A 23,400-nucleotide genomic window follows, 5' to 3' on the forward strand; every position below is an offset into this window, starting at 1 on the left:
ATAGACACGACCTGACCACTCAAGCTGAACTGCACTTGAGAAACACTTGCGCTGATACAGAACGCGATTGGGCAAACCGACCTCATCGTCTCGGTTGGGTGAACCATGCGACCACCGCGGCTAAGAAGCAAAGCGCCGCGCAGATGCAGGCGACCCATTGGAAGGCACTCGTCGTGGCAGCGACACGAGCGGTTTCGGCGATCGCGTCGAGCGGCGGGGCCGGACGTACGCCAAACTCGCCGTTCGAGCCGGCGTCAGCAAACGAATGGACGTAGACGGCGGATACGACAGCGCCGAACGCGGCGATTGCAATGAGGCCGCCGGCGCGTGCAACTGCGTTGTTGATGCCGGAGGCCTGTCCGGAATCTTCGTCCGGCGCGGCCGCCATCACCGCCGTGGAAAGCGGCGAGACGAGCGCCGCCATCCCAAGCCCCATCACCGTCAGGAGGGGGAGGGTAAGAGCCCAGAATTGGCCGAAGGGTAGCGTGGCGGCTATGCCGACGAAGGCGATACCGACGATGGCGGCGCCGGCTGTCATCGGCCAACGCGCACCGATCCGGTCCGCGAGGCGCCCCGCCACGCTGGATAGGGCACCAATCGCGAGCGCCAATGGGAGAAACAAGAGGCTCGCCTGCCATTCCGGTATGCCCCATGCGGAGATGACGGTCATCGGCAGGAAGAAGAGCAGCGCGTTGAGAGCGACGAAGACGAGCAACGTGTAGACGTTCGCCCCGGCGAACGCGCGCGAGGCGAACAGCCCGAGCTTTACCAGGGGCGCTTTTGCCCGTCGTTCCCACAGAAGGAAGAGGCCAAATATCACCGCCGCGCCGACAAGCGCGATCGATGCGAGGCGCCCCGCGCCACCGGAAGACCCGATCGCGGTCAGTCCCCAGGCGAGCAAACCGAGTGAAGCCGTCGCTAGAACCGCGCCGACCAGGTCGAGCCGCCCTCGATCGCGCCGCACATCGTCAGGCACGCGCTTGAGCAGGATGATCAGTGCCAGCGCGCCGATCGGGAGATTCAACGCGAAGATCGATCGCCACGCCCAGCTCGTATCGAGCGATAGAACAAGGCCACCGAGAAGCGGTCCGGCAGCCGTGGTCAGCGACGAGACCGAGGCCCAAAGGCCGATCGCCGCGCCGCGTTGCTCCGCCGGGTAAGCCTTGGCGATAACAGCCAGGCTGCCCGGGACCATGAAGGCGGCGCCGAAGCCCTGCGCACCGCGCGTCAGGATGAGCCAGGGTGCGTCGGGAGACAGCGCGCAGGCGATCGAGGCGACCACGAAAACCGCAATGCCGAAGGCGAATGCGTTGCGTGTGCCGAAGATGTCGCCGGCCGCACCGCCAAGCAGCACCAGCGAAGAGAGGAGAAGCATGTAGCTGTTCGAGATCCACTGCGCATCGACGAGCGATGCGCCAAGGTCGACACGGATCGCCGGCGTCGCGAGCGACACGACGGTCATATCGATAAAGCCCATCGTCGATGCCAGGATCGCGGCGACGAGAACGAGCCACCGGCTCTCAGGCGCGCGGAATTGGTTCTGCTCGGAAATGGCGATGGCGGGGCCGACCACGGCGCGCCCGCCGGTCATGTGCGGCCGAAACGATTTGCCGGCCTTTTCAGCCCGAGGCGGTCTCGCAACGTCGCTCCGTTATAATCGGTCTGCGCGAGACCGCGCCGCTGCAGCTCGGGAACCACCTCGGTGCAAAATTGCGTAAGATCTTCTGGAAGCAGCGGGAACATCAGATTGAAACCGTCTGCGGCGCCCGCGGTGAACCATTCCTCGAGCTGGTCTGCGACATCGGCCGGCGTGCCGATCACCGATGGAACCGCTCCAGCATTGATAAGGCGATGAGCGACCTCGCGGATGCTCAAGCCTTGCTCGGCAAAGGCCTTCATCCTTTCGAGATTGGAGCGTTGACCGTCATAGCTCTCAAGATCGGGGAGTGAGGGCAGGGGGCCATCGATCGGAAACGCTGATACATCGACCCCGCACCAACTCGAGACGAGATCGACCCCGATCCGCTCGGGAACGAGCGTCTGAAGGAACTCTTCCTTCTCGCGGGCTTCGCTGCGCGATGCGGCGACGACCGGGTGGATCCCCGGCAGGATCTTGAGATCGCCGGAAGCGCGACCTGCTGCCGCCAGCCGGACGTCGAAGTCGGCGCGGTATTTCAGGCCCTCCTCGATCGACCGTATGACGGCGAAATGTATATCGGCGTGGCGTGCGGCCAAGGTCTTGCCGTCGTCCGAGGATCCGGCCTGGACGATCACGGGGTGGCCTTGGGGCGGGCGCGGAACATTCAGCGGACCGCGAACCTTCAGATATTTACCCACGTGATTGATCCGGCGAATTCGCGTCACGTCGGCGAACAGGCCCGAGTCGCGATCGAGAAGGATCGCGTCATCGTCGATGCTGTCCCACAGGGCCTTGACGACATCGAGATATTCGCCGGCGCGCTCGTAGCGGTTGGCATGGTCGATGTTGCCGTCGTGGCCAAAATTCATGGCCTCTTCGGGCATCGACGACGTAACGACGTTCCAGCCGGCGCGCCCATGACTGAGGTGGTCGAGCGACGCGAACATGCGGGCAAGATTGTACGGCTCGGTATAGGAAGCCGATGCCGTGGCGAGAAGCCCGACCTGCGAGGTCACCGCCGCAAGCGCCGAGAGCAGCGTGATCGGTTCGAGGCGCGGATTGGCGTAGTGCGCGATGTTGCTTTCGAAGGTGTCCCACATGCCGACGTGATCGGCGACGAAAATCGCGTCGAGCTTGGCTGCCTCGCTGGCCGCCGCCAGGGATTGAAAATAGGGAAGATCGTAGACCTCGCGCGAAGGGGCGCGGGGATGCCGCCAGGAAATTCGGTGATCGCCCTGAGGATTGAAAAAGAAGGCACTCAAAATCATGCGTTTCATGCGGCCGCCGATCCTTTCCAAGCGGCCGGCCGGCCGCCTTCTTCGAACTCTTTGTCTACCTCTCGATAGATAGCCCTTGCATTTTGTTAAAGCTCGGCGGTATCGTCTGTCAATATCTATCGGAAGATAGGCGCGCCTCAATGACACTGCTCGAACCAGAGGGAGTTAGACGATGCTTGCGATGAAACCTGGATGCGAATGTTGCGATCGTGACCTCTCGCTGGAAAACGGCGAGGCATTGATTTGCACGTTCGAGTGCACGTTCTGCCGCGATTGTGCGGACAACAAGCTGAACGGCATATGCCCGAATTGCGGCGGGAATCTCGTTGAACGGCCGGTGCGTCCGGCGAAGATGTTGGAGAAATACCCGGCGGCCACGGAGAGGACGTTCAAACCCGGTGGCTGTGTGGCGGCCTGACCTCGTCGCCGAGATCCGCGAAGACGTTCCGCTCGACACGGCGGCCGGGCGGAACAGGCGTGTTGGTGCCGAGGTCTCTTCGGCCTGCCGAAAAGATAACCGCAAGCCGGGAATCTGCACCGCGGTGGTTTGACGAAACGGGTTTCATATCTTAGTCATATATCTATCGATAGATAAGCTGACGCGTCGCGCCCGAAACGGTTCGGTCGATCGCGCGCGGTCGTCCAACCGGCAAAAGGGGAAGGGTAGAGGCAATGAAGGCAATCGCGCGACTGATGATCCTTGCGCTCGCGCTCTCGATGGCGGTGCCATCGATGGCGGCCGAGCCGATCCGGATCGGATCGAAGACCGACACTGAGGGCTCGTTGCTCGGCTACGTCATTCTGTTGATGTTGGAGAAGGGCGGCTTGCCCACCGAGAGCCGCATCCCGCTTGGATCGAGCAAGCTCGTGCGTTCGGCACTGCTGACCGGCGCGATCGATATCTACCCCGAATATACCGGCAACGCGGCGTTCTTTTTCAACCAGGACAGCGATCCGGTCTGGAAGTCCGCCGACGCTGCCTACTCGCGTGCACGGGATCTCGATGCGACGAACAAGCTCGTGTGGCTCCAGCCGGCGCCCGCCAACAACACCTGGGCGATCGCGGTACGGGCCGATGTCGCCAAGGAACAGAATCTCGCAACGCTTGACGATTTCGGTCGGTGGATCGCCGGCGGCGGAAAAATGAAGATCGCAGCTTCGTCGGAATTCACCGAAAGCGCCGGGGCGTTGCCCGCGTTCGAGAAGGCTTACGGATTCAAGATAAATAGCGATCAGGTGCTGGTTCTGTCAGGCGGTGATACCGCTGCGACCGAACAGGCGGCCGCCTCGGGCGCGTCCGGCGTCAATGCCGCCATGGCGTATGGCACCGATGGGCAGCTTGCCGCGCTCGGGCTCGTCGTCATGCGTGACACCAAGAACGTGCAGCTTGTCTTCGAGCCCGCACCGCTGATCCGTAAGGAGGTGCTCGACGCCCACCCCGAGATCGCCGGCCTGCTCGCCCCTGTTTTCAAGTCGCTCACGCTCGAAACGCTACAGCAGCTCAACGCGCGGATCGCGGTTGACGGCGAGGATGCGCGATCGGTCGCAAAGGGCTACCTTACCGAAAAGGGCTTCCTCCAATAGCCAGCCTCGCAAAAGCATCAAAGGACCGACACGTCAGCATCCGAAACGGCGTTCTGTTCACAATCGTCGCAGCAGCAGTTGCGTGTGCGAGCACCTTCGGCTTTCTCGTCCACGCACCGAACCGGATCTTACCCGGCAGCGCGATGCGGCTCGCGGATGTCGCGAGCCCCGGCGTCTTGACGCTGCTTATTGCAACGGGCGTGGCGTTGCTCTCCTGCAGCCTGCTCGCGCAATCCCGGCCTGTGGCCACGGTGATCGCGATCCTGCTCCTCATCGCCTTCGCCGAAATCCTGTGGGCTGCTGGGAGCGGAGCGGCGAGCTTGGCAGCGGGCAAGTCCCCGGGCGCCCGCACGTCACTCGGCCTGGGCTTCTGGCTGCTTGCGAGCGCGCCGGTGCTCTGCCTGGTCGATCTCGCCCAGCAAGCCGCATTCCGCCCAACCGCCCGCACAATGGTGGTCCTTGCCGGCGTCGCGATCGCCGTCGGCCTCATCGCTGGCGGAGCCTTCGATAATGTCTCGGTAATGCGCGAATATCGGGCGCATGCCGACACGTTCCGCGCCGAGCTAACACGGCATGCTGTCCTGGTCGTGACTGCAGTCGCGATCGTCCCGCTTCTCGGCCTGCCGCTTGGAATCTTGGGCTTTCGCCGTCGCCGATTTGGTGAACGGCTTCTCTCAGCCCTCGGCATTGTTCAAACCGTGCCGTCGGTTGCGCTGTTCGGATTGCTGATCGGCCCTCTGACATCGCTGGGCCAGGCACTCCCCTGGGCAGGCGCAATCGGAATTGCAGGGATTGGCGCCACCCCCGCGGTCATCGCGCTCGTGCTCTACGGGCTGCTGCCGCTCGTGCGAAACACCATTGCGGGACTCGAGGCGGTCTCACCGGCGGTCATCGACGCGGCGCGCGGGAACGGCATGCGCGATCGGCAAATCCTGGTCATGGTGACACTTCCGCTGGCGCTACCGGTCATCCTCTCCGGTTTGCGGATCGTATCCGTTCAGACCGTTGGCCTTGCCGTCGTCGCGGCTCTGATTGGCGCCGGCGGTCTCGGCACCTTCGTCTTTCAGGGGCTCGGTCAGAACGCGATCGACCTGGTGATGCTCGGCGTCCTGCCCACCGTCACCTTCGCGCTCGCCGTCGACGCCGTCTTCGCCCTGTTTACGTCCAAGGGGGCGCTTTCGTGATCGAGCTCGACCATATCAGTAAACTCTATGACGGCCGGCGCGTGGTCAACGACCTGAGCCTTCAGGTGGCGCAAGGGTCGGTCTGCGTGCTGATCGGCCCCTCGGGATGCGGCAAGTCGACAACGCTGCGCATGATCAACGCGCTCGTTACCGCAGACGAGGGGCGAATCCTCGTCGAAGGCCAGGACGTTCGCGCCGTTGATCCGGCCGAGCTGCGCCGCAGGATCGGTTACGTCATCCAATCGGGCGGGCTCTTCCCCCATTGGAGCGTCGCAGACAACATCGCGACCGTTCCAAGGCTGCTGCGCTGGCCTGAAGCAAAGGTCAGCGCCCGCGTCGCCGAGCTCGTCCGTCTCGTCGGCCTCGATGGCATCGACGCCGACCGGCGGTTCCCACACCAGCTGTCGGGTGGACAGCAGCAGCGGGTGGGCGTCGCCCGCGCGCTTGCTGCCGATCCGCCAGTGCTCTTGATGGATGAGCCCTTTGGCGCTCTGGATCCGGTGACGCGACGATCGCTGCAAGATGAATTGCGCGCGATCCACGCAAGCACCGGCAAGACCATCGTCTTCGTCACGCATGACATGGACGAGGCCCTCAAGCTGGCAGATCGCGTGGTCGTCATGGACGGCGGACGGATCGTGCAGGACGGACCGCCGCATGCCATCGTCACCGATCCCGCATCCGATCTGATCCGCGGATTTGTCGGCGGCGAGGAGGCATTGTTGCGCCTGCTGGCGCGGCTGACGGTCGCCGACGCCATGCGCGCCGTGGAGACAGCCACCGACGCCGTGACAATCGGAAAGGACGAAAGCCTGTCGGTCGCGCTCTCGCGAATGCTCGTCCATGGCCGCCTGCCGCTTTCGGTGCTGGCCTCCGACGGTAAGCCGGTCGGGAGGCTGACGTTCGAGGATCTGTCTGCGGTGCTTGCGCGATGATGGATCTCACACTTCGCCGTCTGCTGCTTCCGGCGGGCCTGCTCGCCGGCGCGCTCGTATTCCTACCGAACAGCCAATGGCTGTTCCACGCGCTGTTTCCGGAGCTGGAGCGGCCGGTCTACCGCCGAGTCGCCTTTCTTGAGCTCACCGTCTCACATATCGTCGTGGTCCTCGTGGCGACCGCACTCGCCGCACTCATCGGAATCGGACTTGCTATCGCCGTGAGCCGACCGGCGAGCCGAAGGGTGAAGCCGCTGGTCATGGCGGTGGCCGCCATCGGCCAATCGTTCCCCCCGGTAGCAGTGCTTGCCGTCACCGTACCGCTGCTCGGATATGGAAGCGCGCCGACGGTCGTTGCCCTTTTTGCCTATGCATTGCTGCCGATTATCGTCAACACGGTCGCGGGGCTGGAAGGTGTTGATGCGGGCATCATCGAGGCCGCTGACGGGATGGGCCTGTCACCGCGGCAGCGTTTGTTCAAGGTTGAGATTCCGCTGGCGGGGCCGATCATCATCGCCGGGATCCGCACGGCGGCGATTATCAATGTCGGTACCGCCACGGTCGGCTCAACCGTCGGCGCCGCGACGCTCGGCAACCCGATCATCGAAGGGCTGAGCGCCTACAATACCGCCTATGTCCTGCAGGGCGCGATCCTTGTCGGCCTTCTCGCCATCGTCGTGGACCGCTCAATCGCCGCGGTCGGACACATCGTCGTTGAGAACGTCCTTCATCGCCAGCCGGCTTGAGCCCCATGCCGTCAGCGGCCAGGCCACGCGGCTATCAATAGGTTCGCGATCGCGGTCAGCTCATCGGCGTTAGCACCGTCTCTCGCCTGCACCGTGATGCCGTTAAATCCGGCGAAGAATAACAGGCTCAGGTCGACAATATCGGCTGACGGTCGTAATTCTCCTTGTTCCTTCGCCGCCCGCAGCCATGTTCGAAGCAGACCCAAGCGATACGCACGATGACCACGTGCGATTTGCGATATACGATCTGTCGTCTCCTCCGCCAAGGCAGCGAGAGTAATCAGACACCCACCGGGTGTGACGTCTGTTCTGATTAAATATCTGGCCGCTCTTTCCAGAACTGCGCAAACACGCTCCCGAGGCGTTTGACCGGGAGGCATGTGGCCCCAGATCCGGGCGTCGTAGGTTGCCGCATAACGATCCAAAGCCGACAGATAGAGCTCCTCCTTACTACCGAACGCGGCGTAGAGGCTCTTCGGATCGATATCCATGGCGCTTGATAAAGCCTGAATAGACGTGGACCGATAGCCTTTTGCCCAAAACAAGACGAGCGCCTGTTCCAAAGCTATATCCTTGGCGAATTCCCTTGGGCGGCCAGCAGTGCCCATCGATATTCCTTCAGGTTGGTGCAGCCCGGTTCGGCGCCGACGGCATCGATCGTCCACGCCGAGGCCCTTGGCAGAGCGCTATCGAAATGTGTGTCCGGTCAGGTCTTCGCTGAGCTTCCAAAGGCGTGTTGCTAGGGCGGGATCCATCGCCCAAGGTCTGACGCCGCGCGGCTCCTTGGAATCTGCCGGCAGCGGTTCGGCGATATTGCAATCCTCGCAGTAAACCCCGCCCATGCCGTCGAGCTGGTGGCTTGTGGCGCACCACACGCTCGTTGCTGCACCCTGTTCCGGCGTTTTAAGATTGTTCGCCGGAGGACGGATCGGCTCACCATCGTCGTCGATGGCGCCCGCAGCGCGAAGCTCCGCGACGGACATATGTCGCAGAAGATCGGTCAGAACTGCGCCCGGGTGAACCGAAAACGCGCGGACACCGTGCGGCTTGCCGACCTCATCCAATTTGAGGGCAAAGAGCGCATTGGCGGTCTTCGACTGGCCGTAAGCGAGCCACCGGTCATATTCGCGCCGCTCGAAGTTCCAGTCGTCGAAATCGACGCCGCCGCGCATATGCCCCCGCGAAGAAAGCGCCACGACGCGCGCGCCGTCCGCATCGCGCAAGGCGTGCCACAGCCGTGCAGCCAGCTGGAAATGACCGAGATGATTGATGGCGAACTGGGACTCTTCACCGTGCGCGTTCCGAACGAGTGGCGGCGCCATGACGCCCGCGTTGTTGATGAGGATATGGAGGGGCTGGCCCGTTTGCAGAAAGCGATCGGCAAAGGCGTCCACCGAGGCGGGATCTGCCAGGTCGAGCGACTCTTGCATCAGGTTTGGGAAAGGCCGTAGCGCCTCACGAGCCTTTGCCTGATCGCGCGCAGGCACGATGACCCGCGCCCCGGCGAGCGCGAGCGTGCGGGCCGTCACGAGCCCGATGCCGGAGTAACCACCGGTCACGATCGCGACCTTTCCGGTCAAGTCGATGCCTTGAATGACGTCTTCGGCTGTCGTCGATGCATTAAAGCCAGACGCGATGGGAGATTGGGGTGTGTTCATGCGGGGGTCTCCACTTCGAATATTTCGCTGTATGCCCCGCAAGCCGCTGCTTGGAGGGACGATTAAATTTCGCGGCCTATCTGTCGTCGATGCTCGCGCTGCCGTGGCTATGGTGGCGGGAACTCAAATGAGTTCTGCCAGGTGCTCCCGCCCGTCTGTAGGGCGGAAGTAGGACGGCTTCCGATCAGAGAAACGGGACCGAAGATTCGCGCTGTTCCTTCGGTGTGTGATCGTCGACAAACCATTTCAGGCAGAGCCACGGCCTTTCATCGAGGTATTTCGCGGCCTCCTTCGCAGCCTCATCGCCATATTCGCCCCGGACGTACTCTATCCAATCGGCCTTCCAGGCCTCGACGTCTGCGCGCAACGTGTTGTAATTCGGTCGCTGCGGGATCTCGCTCTGGGGCTCGGCGGATTCTGCTTCAATCGAAGGGTCCTGCATCATCCCTCCTCAACCGGAGCAGCAGCAGCCCGTGTCTAGTGCTGGACATCACCGCCACTCCTGCTCCTGCGCGTCCACGGAAAATTCCAAGATGCGCTCCGCCAGCACCTCCGGCTGGTCTTCCGGCGAGAAATGTCCCGCGTTCATGATCCGCAGGAGCCGTCCGTTTTCGAGCGCGGCGGCCAGCCTTTCTCCGTACGCGATCGGCTGAAAGCCGTCCTGCTCGCCCCAAAGGACAAGCGCTGGAAGCTTCAGTGCTTCAACCTCTGCCATTCGGGTGGCGAGCTCATCGGTGCGCAGCGCGCGCGCCGCCCTCAGGTAGGCGTGCCGCCCTTCAACGCCGGCGAACGGCGTCTCGTACATCGCGATCAATTCCGGCGTGACGCGATCGGCATGGACCATTCCGGCTTCGAAGCTTTTCCGAAGGCCTTTTTTCAGATCGAAATCTGGCGCTGCGAGAATGGTATCCCAGACGGGGTCTTTAAGCCGCGCGAGTGGTCCGACGGGAAAGGAGTCGTAGGCGATCGTGTCGACGAGCACCAGACGATCCACCAGAGGAGGGCGGTCGACGGCGACGAGCTGCGCGATCCCGCCGCCGATATCGTGGCCGACAAGCGCGCCGCGGTTCCAGCCGGTGGTCTCGAGCAGTTCTCCGATCAGACTTGCTTGCGCGGCGATGCCGAGATCGGTGTCGTCAGGCTGATCCGATTGTCCATAACCGAGGAGGTCGATTGCAGTGACCTCACATCCACGCGCTGCAAGGAGGGGCACGACGTGGCGCCACAGAAGCCGCGAGGTCGGTATCCCATGGAGAAGCGCGACAGGATAACCCTTGCCCACCTGCGAGAAGGCAATCCACTTTCCCTTGACCTGTAAGGTATTCGTGACTTCCAGCTCGGCAACCATGACCTCGCCCCTTCATCCGGCTCGGGAAAAACAGCGCCGGAGCGGAGACTGGCAGTACGCCAATCTTCACTCCGACCGACGTTATGCGGTGTGCGAGACCGGGGCCTCATCGTTCACTGTTGCCGCCTTCTTTGTTCCGAAGCGCTGCACCAGCACATAAAATGCCGGCGTGAAGAGAAGGCCGAAGATCGTCACCCCGAGCATCCCGAAGAAGACAGCGGTTCCGAGCGATTGGCGCATCTCAGCACCAGCGCCAGTCGCGGTCGCAAGCGGCAGAACACCCAGGATGAAGGCGAAGGACGTCATCAGGATCGGCCGAAGGCGTGTCTTTGCCGCGCCGACTGCTGCCTGTTCGGGCGTCTCGCCCCGGTGCTCTTCCTGCCGAGCAAACTCGACGATCAGGATCGCGTTCTTCGCTGCGAGACCGACGAGGACGACAAACCCGATCTGCGCAAGGATGTCGATCGGCATGCCACGCAGCTGCAGGCCGGCGGCTGCCGTGAGAAGGCACATCGGCAGGATGAGCACGATCGACAGCGGCGTTTTCCAGCTTTCGTACTGCGCGGCAAGCACGAGGAAGACGAACAAGGCGGCTGCTGCGAAGACGAGGATCGTCGGCGTGCCCTGCTGCTTCTCCTGATGGGAGAGCTCGGTCCATTCGAACCCGACACCCTCAGGAAGCACTTGCTTTGCCAGTTCCTCCATTCGTGTCATTGCCGTGCCGGAGGAAATGCCCGCTCCAGCCGCGCCCATGATCTCTCCCGCCGGGTAGAGGTTGTGGCGCGGAACGCGGTAAGGCGAGGTCTCGTTGCGGAAAGTGGCGACCGAACCGATCGGCACCATTTCACCGGCGGCATTGCGGGCCTTCAGGCGCGCGACGTCGTCCGGCGTGCCGCGGAATTGCCCATCGGCCTGCGCGATTACCTGGAAGGTGCGGCCGAGGTAGTTGAAGTCGTTCACGTACTGCGAACCGATGTAGAGCTGCAGCGTCGAGAACACGTCGGTCGGCGTGAGGCCAACTTTCTCGGCCTTCAATCGGTCGATGTCGGCAAACAAGGACGGCGAGCCCGCATTATAGAGGGTAAAGACGCCACCGAAAGCCGGGTCCTTGTTGGCCGCCGCGACGAGATCGTTAGCCGCCTTGGCAAGCGCTTGTGCTCCAAGTCCACCGCGATCTTCGAGCATCAGCTTGAAGCCGCCAGCCGAGCCGAGGCCTTGTACGGGCGGCGGCATGACCGCAATGACGTAGGCATCCTTCACAACCGCGAGCTTCTCGCGCAAAATCTTGAGCATGGCGGCAGCATTCACGCCAGGAATGTTCTTTCCGTAGAGCGAAGGCAACGCGACGAAGATCGTGCCGGCGTTGGGTGCGACAGTGTTGGTGGTGACGTCGAAACCGGTCACTGGCGACGTATGCTCGATGCCCTTGATGCCGAGAGCGATATCGTTCACCTGCCGAACAACTTCATCCGTACGAGCAAGGCTCGATCCTGGGGGAAGCTGAATAACGGTTACCAGATACCCGATATCCTGCTCGGGAATGAAGCCCGTCGGCATCCGCGACATCTGAAAGCCGGTGAAGCCAATCAGAGCGACATAGACGAGGCCGATGATCGCGGTGACGCGGACAAATCGCGCCGTCATCTTCCCGTAAGAGGATGACAACCACTCGAAGCCGTGGTTGAAGCGGCCGAACACGGCATGCAAGATCCGTCCGAGACCACGCGGCTTGGCGTGCTCGCCAGTCGGATGCGGCTTGAGAAGGACGGCGCACAAGGCGGGGCTCAGCGTCAGCGAGACGAAGCAGGAGATCACGGTCGAGGCCGAGATCGTGATTGCGAACTGCTTGAAGAAAAGGCCGCCAATTCCCGAAATGAAGGCTGCCGGAACGAAGACCGCGCAGAGCGTCAGGGCGATCGCAATCAGCGCCGTCGAGACGTCGGTCATGGTCTGGTGCGCCGCTTCGCGTGGGGACATGCCAGCTTGCATGTTGCGCTCGACGTTCTCGACCACGACGATCGCATCGTCGACCACGATGCCGACCGCAAGGACGAGGCCGAACAGCGACAGATTGTTGATCGAAACTCCGAACATCGCGAGGATCGTGAAAGTACCGACGAGCGAAATCGGGATAGCCAGGACGGGGATGATCGTCGCGCGCCAGTTTTGCAGGAAGACAAACACCACGACCACAACGAGGACGATTGCTTCGAAGATCGTATGCACGACCTCATCGATCGACTGGCTGACGAACGTCGTCGGGTCATAAATGTTGATGTAGTCGAGGCCAGGCGGGAAGCTCTTCTTCAGCTCTTCCATCTTGTCCCAGACGGCCTTCTCGACCTGGACAACGTTGGCGCCAGGCTGCGCGATTACCCAGAACGGCGACGAGTCGTAGCGGTCGGCATAGGCTTTCGAGCCATAATCGGCAGCGCCGAGCTCGACGCGCGCGATGTCACGGATCCGTGTCACGCGGCCCTGTGCGTCGGACTTGACGATGACATCACCGAACTGTTCGGGCGTCGTCAGACGGCCGAGCGCCTCGACGCTGATCTGATAGGCTCCCGGGCTGGGCACGGGCGGTGCGTTCAGGGTTCCAGCCGAAACCTGGGCGTTCTGGGCGCGAAGTGCGCTCAAGATCTCATTGGCGGTGATGTTCGACGCAGCGGCCTTGTCGGGATCGACCCATATCCGCATGGCATACTGGCGTTCTCCGAGGTTCCAGAGGTCTGCCACGCCCGGCAGACGCGAGATCTCGTCTTTGACGTGAAGGATGAAGTAGTTCGAGATGTATTCGGCACTGCGCGAGCCGTCGGGCGAATAAGGATGCACGCCGAGCAAAAGCGCCGGGATGGTCTTTTTCACCTGAACACCCTGCAACTGCACTTCCTGGGGAAGGCGCGACAGCGTGTCCTGGACCCGGTTTCGGGTCAGCATCAAGGCGGTATTCGGATCGGTACCGACCTTGAAGATCACGGTTATGGTCAGGAGACCATTCCCTGTCGATTGACTGGTGATGTAGTCCATGCTCTCGACGCCGTTGACCGCCTGCTCAAGGGGCGTGGCGACGGTGCGTGCGACGGTCTCGCCGGAGGCGCCGGGATATGCCGTCGTGATCTGGACCGTCGGCGGAACGATGTTGGGATATTGAGCGACCGGAAGCGATGTCAGCATCGCCAGACCGATCAGCACGAAGAAAATGTTGATCACCGTTGCGAAGCGGGGATGATCGATGAAGAAATGCGCGAGCTTCATGGTTCGACTCAGCCTAGGTTTTGAATAGACGCGGCTTGAGCGAGTTCAACCACGGGCGACACCGCGTGAAGTTCAAACCGTAACTATCTATCGATAGATTGCTGGACAATTAGAGGGACGGGCGGAGGCGTGTCAATCCTCTATCTATCGATAGGGCCGCACTCCCCGTGCTTTTCCTCTCATTCAACCTTCGAGACGGAGGAGCGCGCCAACGTTCATCCGTCTTGGAGGGGCTCGGAACGATACCGAGACTATCTTTGCCGATGCAGCCCCATATCGGCTGCACAGCGGCCTCATTCGGTGGCAGTCTTGTTCATAGCGACCTTGGCAGATTCGACCTGAGGGTCGACAACCGAGCCCGGACGCGCCATCGGGATGCCACCTACGATGACCTTGTCGGTGGCCGTCAGGCCAGAGCGAACAACGCGCAGGCCATTGCGCAGGTCGCCGAGCTCGACCGGCTTCGGCACGACCACATTCTTGTCGCTGACGGTCAGGACAATATGCGAAGACTGGTCGGCAAGTACGGAGGCGTCAGGCACAAGGAGCGCCGGAGCCGGAGCGGTCAGCCCGATGCGAACGCGGGCAAACTGACCGGGCGCCAGGAAGAGATCGGGATTCTTGAAGGTTGCGCGGGCGTGGATCGTACCGCTCGAGCGATCGACCGCGTTGTCGAGGAAGTTCAGTGAGCCCTGAAGGCCATATTCGGTTTCATCGCTCAACGATGCTTCGACCTTGTTGTCGAGCGAGCCGCTCTGCTTCTGGCGCTGGCGCTGGAACGTCAGGTAATCCTGTTCGCTCATGTCGAAGTCGAGATAGATCGGGTCGAGCGAGACGAGCGTTGCAAGCAAGGTCGTCGGGCTGGCCGCAGCGCGGCTGCCGGCAATCAGGCCACCGGACGAGACCTGTCGAGCCCCGATGCGGCCGGTGAAGGGCGCCGTCACCTTCGTATATTCGAGATCGAGCTGAGCGTTGCGGATCTGTGACTGTGCGTCATCGATCGCGGCCTGCGCGGCCTGTTGCTCGGAAACGCGCTGATCGAGGATTTCGCGGGTCGAATTGCCGGTCTTGAGGAGCGCCTGCACCCGATCTAGCTGGTTCGTTGCGAGGTTATACCGTGCCTTGGCGGTTTCAAGCGCCGCATTGGCCTGGGCGAGCTTGATCTCGTACGGGCGGGGATCGATGACGAAGAGAAGATCGCCCTTATGAACGATCTGACCGTCCTCGAAATGGATTTCAGAGAGCGTGCCGCCGACCTGGGCGCGCAGCTCGACCTTATTGACCGCCGAGAACTGGCCAATCGCTCCAAGGCGTGTATCGACGTCGCGCTGGACCGGGTTGCTGACGGTCACGGCAGCAAGCGGCGCAGCGGGCGCAACCGAAGCCTGCGAGGTCTCCTGGCTGAAGTAGGCGAAGCCGCCCACGCCGCCAGCGACGATCGCCGTGAAGAGGGGGAGCTGCCAGCGCAAGCCCTTGTGGCTACGTGCTTTATTGGAAACGGTGGTGTCGACCGGGGATCTCATAACAAAGTCGCTCATGACGGGTTTTCCTTCTGGTTTGAGAGATATTTCGAAAGGGTCTTTATTTTTGGAGTAACTGCTCCTATAATCACCAATATGGCGAAAGCCTAAACACGTCAAGCGAATTTTGGAGTGAAAATACCAAAAATGTTAGAGACACAAAAACGCGGCCGCGGTCGGCCGTCCAGATTCGACCGCTCATCGGTGTTGCTCGAGGCAATGAAGCTGTTTTGGGAGAATGGCTACGAGGGTACGACCTTCGAGGAGCTCATCTCCAAGATGAGCATCAGCCCGTCGACATTCTATAATTCGTTCGGCAGCAAGGAGCGCCTTTATCGGGAGGCGACCGAGAACTTCATGGATCACGCGCAGACGTGGATCCAGGGCGCGCTGTCGGAAGAAGGAGCAACGACGCGTCAAGCTTTCACGCGTCTTCTGAAATCGGCCGCCGAAGAGCTCACGCGCGAGGACCTGCCACGCGGCTGTATGGTTTCGCTCTCGGGCACGCACCAGGCCCCCGATCTCACGCCGATCCGTGACATGATGGTCGAATATCGCGCGGCCTCCGAGGTCTACCTCGCCGATCGCATCCGAAAGGGGATCAGGGACGGCGATATGCCCGACACGGTCGATGCCGACGGACTTGCCGCCTTGATCCATGCGATCATTCGCGGAATGGCCGTACAGGCGCGCGATGGCGCGAGCCGTGAGAAGCTTGAAACGATCGGCCGGATCGCGATGGAATCCTGGCCGGAAACGAGCAAGTTGGCGGCTTGACATGACCTGCGAGCTGGATCGCGCGCGGCGGACGTCGCGTGCGGCGCTCACTCACCCTGTGCGCCGAGGATCGAAGGCGTTTCAGGATTGATCTTCCGAGAGACGAAGAATGACGCTCGTGCCCATCATGAGGGACGGGAGCGGCCGTGCGACTTGGCGAGGGCGGTCCTTTGCAAGCCGCGATCACGGCTGGCGGCCGTGATATTCAGGCCGACTGGTTTTGCCGCTAGGCGTTGGGCACGCACGGCGGTGCGGTGCGCCCTGGGCCAAGCAAGTAGGCGCCGATCGCAGCGAGCTGAATAACAACCGACGCGACGAAAATGATCTCGTCCGACCAAAGTTCGCGGAAAAGACCGAACACGGCGGGCGCAATCGCATAGGCGCCTTGGGAAATGGCGACGATCAAGGCCACGGCGCGCGCAGCATCTTCCTTGGAGAATTCGAGATTGGCGATCACCGGCGGAACGGAGATGGCATTGCCGACCCCGAGGCCGAAGAGTACGACGCCGACGACGAGAAGGGCGGGATTGCTTCCATCGGCGACGAGCAGCACGACGCATCCGAGCGCCTGCGCGACGAGGCTGTACGATGCGATAGCACGCCAATTCGAGGTGCCTGATGCACGCCAGCCGACGGCAACACGGCCGAGGACTGCAGCAACGCCTGACGCGCCGGCTGCGAGCCCCGCGCCTTGCCTTCCGAGTGCCGGCGCCAGCACCGAGACGAGGTGTGCGACCAGCCCGGTCTGCGCGAACAGGGCTAGGGTCATCCCGATGCAAAGCGTAAGAAAGGCTCGATCGTGGAAGAGGCGACGGGGCACCGACGCGGTAGCCGGCGCACCGGACGCGGCGACGGAAGGAACGAAAGCGATCGGCGGGGCGCCGTCAGGCGCCTGGTGGAGGCTCTCCGGTGTTCGCGCGAGCACGAAGACAGCCAGGATGCCAAGCGTGACGAGCATTGCCACGCAGACCACGAGTGCGGCGGCCGGGAAGCCGATCGTATCGATCAGTGCGACCCAGAACGGTGAGAAGATCACGCCTCCGACGCTGCCGCCGTTAAACGCAACACCGAGCGCCAGGGGGCGTTTGGCGGCAAACCACGGTGAAACGATCGCATTGACGGCGACTGCGCCGAGAGCGGACCATCCGATGCCCGATAGGAACGCAGCCGCGTAAAGCTGCCACGGCGTGTTCGCGACGGCCCAGCCGAGGACTCCGGCCGCCATGACGACGCCGCCGATGAAAGTGACGATCGGCAGTCCGAAACGCCGATAAAGGCGAGGCATGTTCGGGATGAGAGCGAGGCCGACGAGGAAATGCAGAGTGACGGCGCCTGAGATGAGCGCGATCGGCCAGCCTCGCGATTGATGCACGACCTCAAGGTAGACGGGTGGGCCATAAAAACCGGTGCCCCAGCCAAACACAGCGACTGTAAAAGCTGCAACGACGACCTTCCAGCCAAAGAAGCTACGTTCGGCGTTGACCGCGTCGATCACGGCCTCCACCGGTGCGTTGGTGACGTTGGGGTTGTGATTGGCCACGACGATATCTCCTACGCGCCTTTACACACGCGTCGGGAGCCGCCCGAGCGGCCCCCGACCAGCGCGTCAGTAAACGGTGTTGCCGTTCTTGGAGGTGGCAGGGACCGGAGCGAAGACGTCCCAATGCTCGACGAGCTTACCGTTCTTGACGCGGAACATGTCGATGCCAACATCGCCGTTCTCGCTGACAAGGCCGGTCCAGTATGCGTGGACCGCGACCAGGTCGCCGTCGGCCAGGACGTGCCGGATATCGCCTTTGGCATTGGGGAAAGCGGTCAGGAAGCCGTTGATGAAGGCCCGGAGGCCTTCGACGCCATCCTCGGCGGCCGCGGTGTGCTGGATGTAGGTATCGCCGACATAGCGGGCGATCGCGCCGTCGACGTCACCGTCGAAATGCGCTTCCTTATAGAAGGCCAGGACCGTCTTCTTGTTCTGTTCGGTAAGGCTCTCAGTTGTCATGGTGTTATTCCAATCGTGCGTTGCCGCCGGCGTTGGCCGTTGCGGGTGAATTCTTGTTGGAGAGGGGCGAAAGCAGCACCCGATCACGGGCACAGGTGCTCGGCTGGTGGGTGACCTTGCGTTCTATTCAGCACGCGGCGCAGTGCGAGGGGGGCCGCAAAGCGCCGCGTGGAGAACGTCCCCCGGCCAATGTGACGGGAGACGTTTGATGCAGTCCGCGGCCGCCTATTCGGTGACGGGGGGAATCTGCGCGTCGAACTTGTTCTGCTGGACGATGTAGATTTCGCATGCCTGCTTGGAGACGCACGACGTGGTATGAGCCTGCTTGCCACGCTGATACCAGTACGACCCCGGCCCAAGCTTCTGAGGCTTCTGCCCCGGCTGATAGTTTTCCAACTGCCCTTTGATGACGACTGCGTAATAGTCGTAGGTGTGGCTGTGAAGCTTGCTTACAAAACCCGGATCGAACCGGAAGAAGGCGCCGTGAGCCCCCTTGGTCGCATCTCCCCAGACGTTGGAGAACTTGATGCCAGTCTTGGGGTTAACACCCCTCGCACCTGTGTCATTGAACGAGAACTCGCTGGCCGGCTTGGTGACGGATTCGCCGCCGTAGGCCGGAGGATAGGACGAGTCCTGTGCCTGGGCGGCGGTCGCGAACACGAGCGCTGCCAAGGCGGCAACCGTGACGAACTTTTTCATGGTATTTCTCCTGGGGGTTTGTGCTGGCAATGAAAGTTCGGTGTCAGGCCGCCTTCGCGAGGGCATCGATGAACTTCGCCGCGAGTTCATGGTCCGACATTGGGTTCTGGGCGGTGATCAGCTCGCGATCGACAACGACGAACGAGGTGAAGTTGTCGGCATTGACGACCTCGGCGCCGGCCGCCTCGAGGGCGTCGGGCATGTTGAAGATCAGCTTCTTGTGGAAGACGTTGTCTTCGGCATATTCCTCTTCGCTGCGCGAGAAGACGGTCATCCGATAGCCGGCATACTGCCAGCCCTTGCCAAGTTCACGCGCCTTCACCTCATTGCCCTCAATCAAAGCCGCGCGGAACTCGCGCGCCTTGTCGAGCGCCGCCAAGACACTGATCGGGCCGTGGCAGATCGCGGCGGTCGGCTTCTTGGCGCCATGGAAGTAACGCAGCACTTCACCGGCATCGGGATCTTGCATGACGTCGACGATCGGTGCGTGACCGCCGGGGAAGAACACGCCGGCGAACCGTTCGAGCCCAGCATCGATCACCGAGCGGATCGTGCGGACGTCGTTCATCGAGGGATTGTTGTTGAAGAAGTCGCGAGCCTTCGTCCGGGCAGCGTCGTCCTGCGCGAAGTAGATCAGTGCATCAGAATCTTTATCCATATGCGGCTTCTCGCCGGTCGGCGTGGCGAGGACGAAATCGTAGCCGGCGGCGACGAGCGCCATCAGCGGAACAGCGGTTTCGTTGAGGAATTGGCCGATCGTGATCGTGCCGCCGCCTTTTGCTTCAAGCTCGGTCGCGTTCGAACCGATGACGAGGATGGTACCCTTACTCATGTTAATCTCCAGTGGTCGATAAATTGGTGGTGCTTGTTTGCGGGTGGTCCTGAATGGGCGCGCAACTCAAGTCTCAGGAGCGCGCCAAATCGAATGTCGGTTGGTCCGCGGCAGCCCGCGGACGCTTGGCCGGGTCTCAGGCTTTCGCCTTGGCGGCTTCGGCCATGCGGCGGACGGTCTCTTCGGTGGTCCAAACCGCGCCGGCCATGAACCGCCAATTGATCATGGCAGCGTCCAGACCCGAGCCTTCCTCGTTCGCAGCGGCGGCGACGGCATCGCGCACCATTACGGTTTCGAAGCCGTCACGGATGAGGTTGCGCATGTGGTCTTCGAGGCAGAGGTTTGCGACCGGGCCCGCCATGATGACCGTCTCGATCTTCCGGCGGCGCAGAAGGTAGGCGAGGTCATTGGTTGGCGCGTAGGTGACGTGGCGCGACACGATGGTCGTGTTCTCGTCTTCCATATAGGCGCGGAAACGGTCCGGGACGTCCGCGCCGCCGCCGGGTACGTCATGAGTGTGAAGCGGGCTCTCGCGAGCGACCACACCGCCATGAAGCGCGAGATCTTCCATGGGGCTGAGCTGCGTCTTGCCCTTATGGTCGTGTGGGAAGAAGTAATGCGGCGACATGAATACCGGATAGCCGTGTTCCTTGGCGGCCTTCAGCAAGGTCTCAAGGTTCGCATTCACATTGTTCTTCTTCATCAGCTCCTCGATCATGACGAAGTATTTGCCGCCGTCCGTGAGGAAGTCGTTCTGGATATCGACGAGTACGAGCGCGGTCCGGTCACCGCTGATCTCCATGTTGACCTTGTGTTCGAACAGCATTTGAAAGCTCCTTGAAATTTCGGGCGCGTCTGCGCGGTGTCGGTCCTCTGGATAGGTTTTCGCTACCTATCGATAGATAGCTAGATGAGGCGGATTGCGGAGTCAAGCTCTATCTATCGATAGACCGGCTATGATGGAGCCCAGGCTTCCAGCACTGCCCGCTCCTGGCCCGCATCCTGCGATGGCAGTTTCTCTTTGTCTATCGATAGATAGAGGGGTTTTCGAGGCGGCTGCAAGTGGATTTGAGTGAGTGATCGTGCGGCACTCGGCCCCAAATGAATTTTTTGAGACAGGTGCCGTGGGCTCGGAGCTGGAGTGCTCGAACCGCCGAAGGACGCGTCGCCCTGTGCGTTGGTGGAGCTTTCGCTCCATACCTGCGCGCGCGGCTTCATGAACAAATTCGCCTCGTCTTTCCAAGCCGAGGTTTAATCATGCTTAAAATCCTGCCTGGCTCGGACATCGGCAAGCATTCGGCGCTGATGGACCGGGTTTTTCGTTTCCGCCACAAAATATTCGTCGAAGAAAAGGGCTGGGAGGATCTGCGTCAGCCCGACGGCTTAGAGCGCGATCAATTCGACGATGCGCACGCGATCCACCAGATTTGTCTGCGCGGTGACGCGATCGTGGGTTATCAGCGCCTGCTTCCGACGACGCGGCCGCATCTTCTCACCGACGTTCTCGGTGATCTGTGCCGGCGTCCGCCACCACGCGGCCCGCGCGTCTTCGAATGGACGCGGTTCTGCGTTGCTCGCGGGCAGCGCGAGATGCGCCCGCGTGGCGACAGCCCATTCCTCGAGCTCGCGCAGGGTGTCGTCGAGTGGGGAATGGCGAACCGCGTCGACACGGTCACCGTCGCGATCGACTGGCGGCTCATGGTGATCGCCATGCAACTGCGCTTCTTCGTTCGGCCGCTCGGATTTCCGGCCAGGATCGGCCGCGACGAGGTGGTCGCCCTCCGCATGTCCTTCAACCACGAAACCCTGTCGGCGCTCCACGCGGCGCGGGGGTGCACGCATTCTGTCCTTAGGGACGCATCATGGCCGACAGCCGCCTAGACCAAACCGCAATGAACTAAGGAACCACCAGTGATTCGAACTGCTGATACCAAGATCGTCGCCTCCGAACTTCACGCCCGATACGAGCCTGACCGCGCGGTGACGCTCATCGGGCGCACGCTGCAGAAGGCGCTCTTCGCCGGCCGCTCAGACGAAGTTGTCTTCTGGGCGCTGGTGCACGCGCACTATAGGGGCGGCGATCTCTGCGCCTCGGTCGAGGAGCAACTGAACGCTTTTTCTCACTTTATCCTCCGTGATCCGAGTGAGCTGAACTAGCGAACTTATATCTCGGTCGGGCCGACGATGATCGATGCGCTTGAAGCGGACGGTGGGTTCGACGCGATTCCGGTTGATGTCGGGAAATCGCCGGGGCCGGTCGGCGCTTGGACACATACATTCGACTGCTGGCCGGTAAAGCAGGACACGTCATAGCCAGCGCCGCGCACCAGATAGGTGCAGACGCTGACGCCGTTGCCATCCTTCACGTTCTGGGCGTTGCAATCGCCTCCTGCGACGTAATTGGCGAGTTTTCCCTTGCCACCGCACCCAAACTGGCAGGCCATCAGGATCGCGGATTGATCGACCGTCGCGCACTTGCCGCCGGAGCATACCTGTTGGCCAACGATCGACGTGAGGCCGTTCTTCTGCGCCTTCGACCACTCGTCTTGCTCGTACTGGGTCCACGCCGCGGTCTGAGCCGACGGGTTGTTGAGGAAGCTCTCGGCGCTGCCGTTGTAATATTGCTCGAACGTCCCCGGGCAGAACTGAAAGGCGCCAAGGCACCCAAACTGGTTCGTCGTGCCGAAGTTTCCCTCGCTCGCGGAAACCTTCGAGGCGAAATCGGCGCAGTTCGACGGGATGCCGGCTGAAGTGAGATTAGCTGCCGTTTCGCCGGCGAAGGCGACGGCGGCGGACAGGCAAATTAGCAGGCCTGCATCCGCGAGCGACTGGCGGAGAACGCGGGGCAAGATCATGGCTTGCTCCCGTCGACCTGGAATTTGAAGTCACCATTGACGAGGGTCTTGCCATTGTCCCTAAGCGTGAAGGGTTGCCGGGCGAACGCTTCCGTCGCCTTGTTGGACGCCATGCCGGCGAAACGCGGGTCATCGGGGGGCACGATCTGGTGCATCATGTCGTCGACAACGACCTGCCGCGCGCCGTTCGGACCCACGCGCAAGACCCGGGTCGGGCAGGTTCCCGATGAACAATCGTCATTCCAGATCTGCGATATCAGCCAATCACCGTCGGGCGTCCGCAGCTGATATTCGTGGATGGTGACCGTCCCCTTCGAATTGGGTGCGAGCGCGTCCCCGGTCCACACATTGTCAGGATCGCTCGTGACGTTGCGATAGCTCGTCTTGTAGGAGAAGGCGCTGTCGGCCGCGAGGCCCGGCGAAGCGATGAGCAACAAGACGGGAGCAGCGAGAATTGTTAGGGCGGGAAGTCGCATCTTGATCTCCTTGCGTTGTCGTTCGGCCGGCGTACCGACTGTCCGCATGCTGCAGTTCCATCATTGCCGGGGAAGCGGGACGCTGAACGAGCAGCCGTCGACCGCGGTGTGATTGACGATCAAACCGGTCTTCAGGCTGCGACTTGCGACGTCGTAGGACGCGTAAGCCCCTGACGCGTTCGCGTCGGCCAAGGTGCCGGCGAGCTCGAGGAAGCACGCCTTGCCGCCATCCATCGTCCGTACCTGCAGGCCCTCGTAGATCGCGATGCGCATCGGGCAGAGCTTCACCGTCGCTCCGGCGTCGGGGAAGCTGGCCTTCGTCGTGCACTGGCTTGCGGTGTCGAGGATGGTGAAAACGGCGGACCGCCGGCTGCTCCAGATGATGAAGTGCGCTTCGGTGGCCGGAGCATTTCCGCCGGCAAACCGCCGGTCTCCGCGCGATTCGTAGTGCCGGTTGTTTGCGTCGAGCGCATCCTTCCAGATATCGATATAGGTCGCCGTCGCGGGCGAGGGGGCTTGGAGGTTCGCGTAGGACATCGCGCGCCAGGCCCCGGGATCGGACGTCACGGCCTGGGCCTGGGCCTGCGATGCGTTCATGATAGCCGATCCTCCGATG

The 23,400-nt window shown here is 62.1% G+C and carries 24 protein-coding genes; 8 read left to right on the top strand and 16 right to left on the bottom strand.

Going from position 1 to position 23,400, the window contains the following annotated elements:
- Positions 1-82: 82 nt before the first annotated feature.
- Positions 83-1,591 carry an MFS transporter gene (locus GA0061103_RS33280; protein ID WP_092720023.1) on the bottom strand — a complete coding sequence of 503 codons (1,509 nt, stop codon included), beginning with the start codon at positions 1,589-1,591 and terminating at the stop codon, positions 83-85.
- The gene (locus tag GA0061103_RS33285) at positions 1,588-2,916 is read right to left on the bottom strand and encodes an LLM class flavin-dependent oxidoreductase (protein WP_092720026.1); all 1,329 of its coding nucleotides are present in this window, start codon (positions 2,914-2,916) and stop codon (positions 1,588-1,590) included. The genes GA0061103_RS33280 and GA0061103_RS33285 overlap by 4 nt, the downstream gene beginning before the upstream one ends.
- A gap of 172 nt (positions 2,917-3,088) precedes the next feature.
- On the opposite strand from GA0061103_RS33285, the gene GA0061103_RS33290 reads away from it, so the two are divergent.
- The 5 genes from GA0061103_RS33290 (at position 3,089) to GA0061103_RS33310 (ending at position 7,365) form a co-directional block, all read left to right on the top strand.
- Positions 3,089-3,334: a DUF1272 domain-containing protein gene (locus GA0061103_RS33290; RefSeq protein ID WP_080760721.1), complete on the top strand. Its 246-nt coding sequence runs from the start codon at positions 3,089-3,091 to the stop codon at positions 3,332-3,334.
- A gap of 254 nt (positions 3,335-3,588) precedes the next feature.
- Entirely contained in the window at positions 3,589-4,500 is a 912-nt protein-coding gene (osmF, locus tag GA0061103_RS33295) for a glycine betaine ABC transporter substrate-binding protein OsmF (protein WP_092720029.1), read from the top strand.
- Positions 4,501-4,643: 143 nt separating this feature from the next.
- Positions 4,644-5,684, top strand: a complete 1,041-nt coding sequence (locus GA0061103_RS33300) for an ABC transporter permease (RefSeq protein WP_092720031.1) — start codon at positions 4,644-4,646, stop codon at positions 5,682-5,684.
- Positions 5,681-6,619: an ABC transporter ATP-binding protein gene (locus GA0061103_RS33305; protein ID WP_092720033.1), complete on the top strand. Its 939-nt coding sequence runs from the start codon at positions 5,681-5,683 to the stop codon at positions 6,617-6,619. Before GA0061103_RS33300 ends, GA0061103_RS33305 begins: the two co-directional genes overlap by 4 nt.
- Positions 6,616-7,365, top strand: a complete 750-nt coding sequence (locus GA0061103_RS33310) for an ABC transporter permease (protein ID WP_245304951.1) — start codon at positions 6,616-6,618, stop codon at positions 7,363-7,365. The genes GA0061103_RS33305 and GA0061103_RS33310 overlap by 4 nt, the downstream gene beginning before the upstream one ends.
- A gap of 11 nt (positions 7,366-7,376) precedes the next feature.
- Here GA0061103_RS33310 and GA0061103_RS33315 read toward each other — a convergent pair whose 3' ends face one another.
- The 6 genes from GA0061103_RS33315 to GA0061103_RS33340 all read right to left on the bottom strand — a co-directional run bounded on the left by GA0061103_RS33315 (position 7,377) and on the right by GA0061103_RS33340 (position 15,164).
- Positions 7,377-7,973 (bottom strand): TetR/AcrR family transcriptional regulator, encoded by a 597-nt coding sequence (locus tag GA0061103_RS33315; protein ID WP_092720037.1) that lies wholly within the window; start codon positions 7,971-7,973, stop codon positions 7,377-7,379.
- A 78-nt stretch (positions 7,974-8,051) separates the two neighbouring features.
- On the bottom strand, positions 8,052-9,023 hold the full coding sequence (locus GA0061103_RS33320; RefSeq protein WP_092720040.1) for an oxidoreductase: 972 nt from the start codon (positions 9,021-9,023) through the stop codon (positions 8,052-8,054).
- 184 nt (positions 9,024-9,207) lie between these two features.
- The gene (locus tag GA0061103_RS33325) at positions 9,208-9,468 is read right to left on the bottom strand and encodes a hypothetical protein (RefSeq protein ID WP_141694509.1); all 261 of its coding nucleotides are present in this window, start codon (positions 9,466-9,468) and stop codon (positions 9,208-9,210) included.
- Positions 9,469-9,513: 45 nt separating this feature from the next.
- Positions 9,514-10,371 carry an alpha/beta fold hydrolase gene (locus tag GA0061103_RS33330; protein WP_092720044.1) on the bottom strand — a complete coding sequence of 286 codons (858 nt, stop codon included), beginning with the start codon at positions 10,369-10,371 and terminating at the stop codon, positions 9,514-9,516.
- Between the two features lie 81 nt (positions 10,372-10,452).
- Positions 10,453-13,626, bottom strand: coding sequence for an efflux RND transporter permease subunit (locus GA0061103_RS33335; protein WP_092720047.1), 3,174 nt, complete (start codon positions 13,624-13,626; stop codon positions 10,453-10,455).
- A 293-nt stretch (positions 13,627-13,919) separates the two neighbouring features.
- Positions 13,920-15,164 (bottom strand): efflux RND transporter periplasmic adaptor subunit, encoded by a 1,245-nt coding sequence (locus GA0061103_RS33340; RefSeq protein WP_092720048.1) that lies wholly within the window; start codon positions 15,162-15,164, stop codon positions 13,920-13,922.
- Positions 15,165-15,365: 201 nt separating this feature from the next.
- On the opposite strand from GA0061103_RS33340, the gene GA0061103_RS33345 reads away from it, so the two are divergent.
- The gene (locus GA0061103_RS33345; RefSeq protein ID WP_092720050.1) at positions 15,366-15,923 is read left to right on the top strand and encodes a TetR/AcrR family transcriptional regulator; all 558 of its coding nucleotides are present in this window, start codon (positions 15,366-15,368) and stop codon (positions 15,921-15,923) included.
- Between the two features lie 226 nt (positions 15,924-16,149).
- On the opposite strand, the gene GA0061103_RS33350 is transcribed toward GA0061103_RS33345, so the two are convergent.
- The 5 genes from GA0061103_RS33350 to GA0061103_RS33370 all read right to left on the bottom strand — a co-directional run bounded on the left by GA0061103_RS33350 (position 16,150) and on the right by GA0061103_RS33370 (position 20,279).
- Positions 16,150-17,463 carry an MFS transporter gene (locus tag GA0061103_RS33350; protein ID WP_245304952.1) on the bottom strand — a complete coding sequence of 438 codons (1,314 nt, stop codon included), beginning with the start codon at positions 17,461-17,463 and terminating at the stop codon, positions 16,150-16,152.
- Between the two features lie 66 nt (positions 17,464-17,529).
- Positions 17,530-17,922 (bottom strand): nuclear transport factor 2 family protein, encoded by a 393-nt coding sequence (locus tag GA0061103_RS33355; protein WP_092720053.1) that lies wholly within the window; start codon positions 17,920-17,922, stop codon positions 17,530-17,532.
- 225 nt (positions 17,923-18,147) lie between these two features.
- Positions 18,148-18,621, bottom strand: coding sequence for a cupin domain-containing protein (locus GA0061103_RS33360; protein ID WP_167376693.1), 474 nt, complete (start codon positions 18,619-18,621; stop codon positions 18,148-18,150).
- Positions 18,622-18,664: 43 nt separating this feature from the next.
- Positions 18,665-19,453 (bottom strand): type 1 glutamine amidotransferase domain-containing protein, encoded by a 789-nt coding sequence (locus GA0061103_RS33365; RefSeq protein WP_092720058.1) that lies wholly within the window; start codon positions 19,451-19,453, stop codon positions 18,665-18,667.
- 136 nt (positions 19,454-19,589) lie between these two features.
- Positions 19,590-20,279, bottom strand: coding sequence for a cysteine hydrolase family protein (locus tag GA0061103_RS33370; protein ID WP_092720060.1), 690 nt, complete (start codon positions 20,277-20,279; stop codon positions 19,590-19,592).
- Positions 20,280-20,710: 431 nt separating this feature from the next.
- Between GA0061103_RS33370 and GA0061103_RS33375 the strand changes: the two genes are divergently transcribed.
- Together GA0061103_RS33375 and GA0061103_RS33380 are read left to right on the top strand one after the other, a co-directional pair.
- Positions 20,711-21,334: an acyl-homoserine-lactone synthase gene (locus GA0061103_RS33375; protein ID WP_092720062.1), complete on the top strand. Its 624-nt coding sequence runs from the start codon at positions 20,711-20,713 to the stop codon at positions 21,332-21,334.
- Between the two features lie 30 nt (positions 21,335-21,364).
- Positions 21,365-21,610 (top strand): hypothetical protein, encoded by a 246-nt coding sequence (locus tag GA0061103_RS33380; RefSeq protein WP_092720064.1) that lies wholly within the window; start codon positions 21,365-21,367, stop codon positions 21,608-21,610.
- Positions 21,611-21,615: 5 nt separating this feature from the next.
- Here the strand turns inward: GA0061103_RS33380 and GA0061103_RS33385 are convergent, their stop codons facing one another.
- Genes GA0061103_RS33385 through GA0061103_RS33395 form a run of 3 tightly spaced genes read right to left on the bottom strand, consistent with a single transcriptional unit; the run spans position 21,616 to position 23,381 of the window.
- Complete coding sequence (locus GA0061103_RS33385; RefSeq protein WP_092720066.1) at positions 21,616-22,308, bottom strand: acyltransferase; 693 nt, start codon at positions 22,306-22,308, stop codon at positions 21,616-21,618.
- Positions 22,305-22,832, bottom strand: a complete 528-nt coding sequence (locus GA0061103_RS33390) for a hypothetical protein (protein WP_245304953.1) — start codon at positions 22,830-22,832, stop codon at positions 22,305-22,307. The genes GA0061103_RS33385 and GA0061103_RS33390 overlap by 4 nt, the downstream gene beginning before the upstream one ends.
- Positions 22,833-22,844: 12 nt before the next feature.
- Positions 22,845-23,381, bottom strand: coding sequence for a hypothetical protein (locus GA0061103_RS33395; RefSeq protein WP_092720069.1), 537 nt, complete (start codon positions 23,379-23,381; stop codon positions 22,845-22,847).
- Positions 23,382-23,400: the final 19 nt, after the last annotated feature.

This window comes from Martinezella multihospitum (assembly GCF_900094585.1).
Taxonomy (GTDB): Bacteria; Pseudomonadota; Alphaproteobacteria; order Rhizobiales; family Rhizobiaceae; genus Rhizobium; species Rhizobium multihospitium.

What these genes read in the sequence shown, in the direction of transcription:
- osmF (WP_092720029.1), top strand. Translation starts at nt 3,589, where the DNA reads ATGAAGGCAATCGCGCGACTGATGATCCTTGCGCTCGCGCTCTCGATG.
- GA0061103_RS33390 (WP_245304953.1), bottom strand. Translation starts at nt 22,832, where the DNA reads ATGCGGACAGTCGGTACGCCGGCCGAACGACAACGCAAGGAGATCAAG.
- GA0061103_RS33345 (WP_092720050.1), top strand. Translation starts at nt 15,366, where the DNA reads ATGAAGCTGTTTTGGGAGAATGGCTACGAGGGTACGACCTTCGAGGAG.
- GA0061103_RS33355 (WP_092720053.1), bottom strand. Translation starts at nt 17,922, where the DNA reads ATGACAACTGAGAGCCTTACCGAACAGAACAAGAAGACGGTCCTGGCC.
- GA0061103_RS33335 (WP_092720047.1), bottom strand. Translation starts at nt 13,626, where the DNA reads ATGAAGCTCGCGCATTTCTTCATCGATCATCCCCGCTTCGCAACGGTG.
- GA0061103_RS33340 (WP_092720048.1), bottom strand. Translation starts at nt 15,164, where the DNA reads ATGAGCGACTTTGTTATGAGATCCCCGGTCGACACCACCGTTTCCAAT.
- GA0061103_RS33375 (WP_092720062.1), top strand. Translation starts at nt 20,711, where the DNA reads ATGCTTAAAATCCTGCCTGGCTCGGACATCGGCAAGCATTCGGCGCTG.
- GA0061103_RS33330 (WP_092720044.1), bottom strand. Translation starts at nt 10,371, where the DNA reads ATGGTTGCCGAGCTGGAAGTCACGAATACCTTACAGGTCAAGGGAAAG.
- GA0061103_RS33320 (WP_092720040.1), bottom strand. Translation starts at nt 9,023, where the DNA reads ATGAACACACCCCAATCTCCCATCGCGTCTGGCTTTAATGCATCGACG.
- GA0061103_RS33325 (WP_141694509.1), bottom strand. Translation starts at nt 9,468, where the DNA reads ATGATGCAGGACCCTTCGATTGAAGCAGAATCCGCCGAGCCCCAGAGC.
- GA0061103_RS33315 (WP_092720037.1), bottom strand. Translation starts at nt 7,973, where the DNA reads ATGGGCACTGCTGGCCGCCCAAGGGAATTCGCCAAGGATATAGCTTTG.
- GA0061103_RS33385 (WP_092720066.1), bottom strand. Translation starts at nt 22,308, where the DNA reads ATGATCTTGCCCCGCGTTCTCCGCCAGTCGCTCGCGGATGCAGGCCTG.
- GA0061103_RS33310 (WP_245304951.1), top strand. Translation starts at nt 6,616, where the DNA reads ATGATGGATCTCACACTTCGCCGTCTGCTGCTTCCGGCGGGCCTGCTC.
- GA0061103_RS33285 (WP_092720026.1), bottom strand. Translation starts at nt 2,916, where the DNA reads ATGAAACGCATGATTTTGAGTGCCTTCTTTTTCAATCCTCAGGGCGAT.
- GA0061103_RS33280 (WP_092720023.1), bottom strand. Translation starts at nt 1,591, where the DNA reads ATGACCGGCGGGCGCGCCGTGGTCGGCCCCGCCATCGCCATTTCCGAG.
- GA0061103_RS33365 (WP_092720058.1), bottom strand. Translation starts at nt 19,453, where the DNA reads ATGAGTAAGGGTACCATCCTCGTCATCGGTTCGAACGCGACCGAGCTT.
- GA0061103_RS33360 (WP_167376693.1), bottom strand. Translation starts at nt 18,621, where the DNA reads ATGAAAAAGTTCGTCACGGTTGCCGCCTTGGCAGCGCTCGTGTTCGCG.
- GA0061103_RS33300 (WP_092720031.1), top strand. Translation starts at nt 4,644, where the DNA reads ATGCGGCTCGCGGATGTCGCGAGCCCCGGCGTCTTGACGCTGCTTATT.
- GA0061103_RS33290 (WP_080760721.1), top strand. Translation starts at nt 3,089, where the DNA reads ATGCTTGCGATGAAACCTGGATGCGAATGTTGCGATCGTGACCTCTCG.
- GA0061103_RS33395 (WP_092720069.1), bottom strand. Translation starts at nt 23,381, where the DNA reads ATGAACGCATCGCAGGCCCAGGCCCAGGCCGTGACGTCCGATCCCGGG.
- GA0061103_RS33370 (WP_092720060.1), bottom strand. Translation starts at nt 20,279, where the DNA reads ATGCTGTTCGAACACAAGGTCAACATGGAGATCAGCGGTGACCGGACC.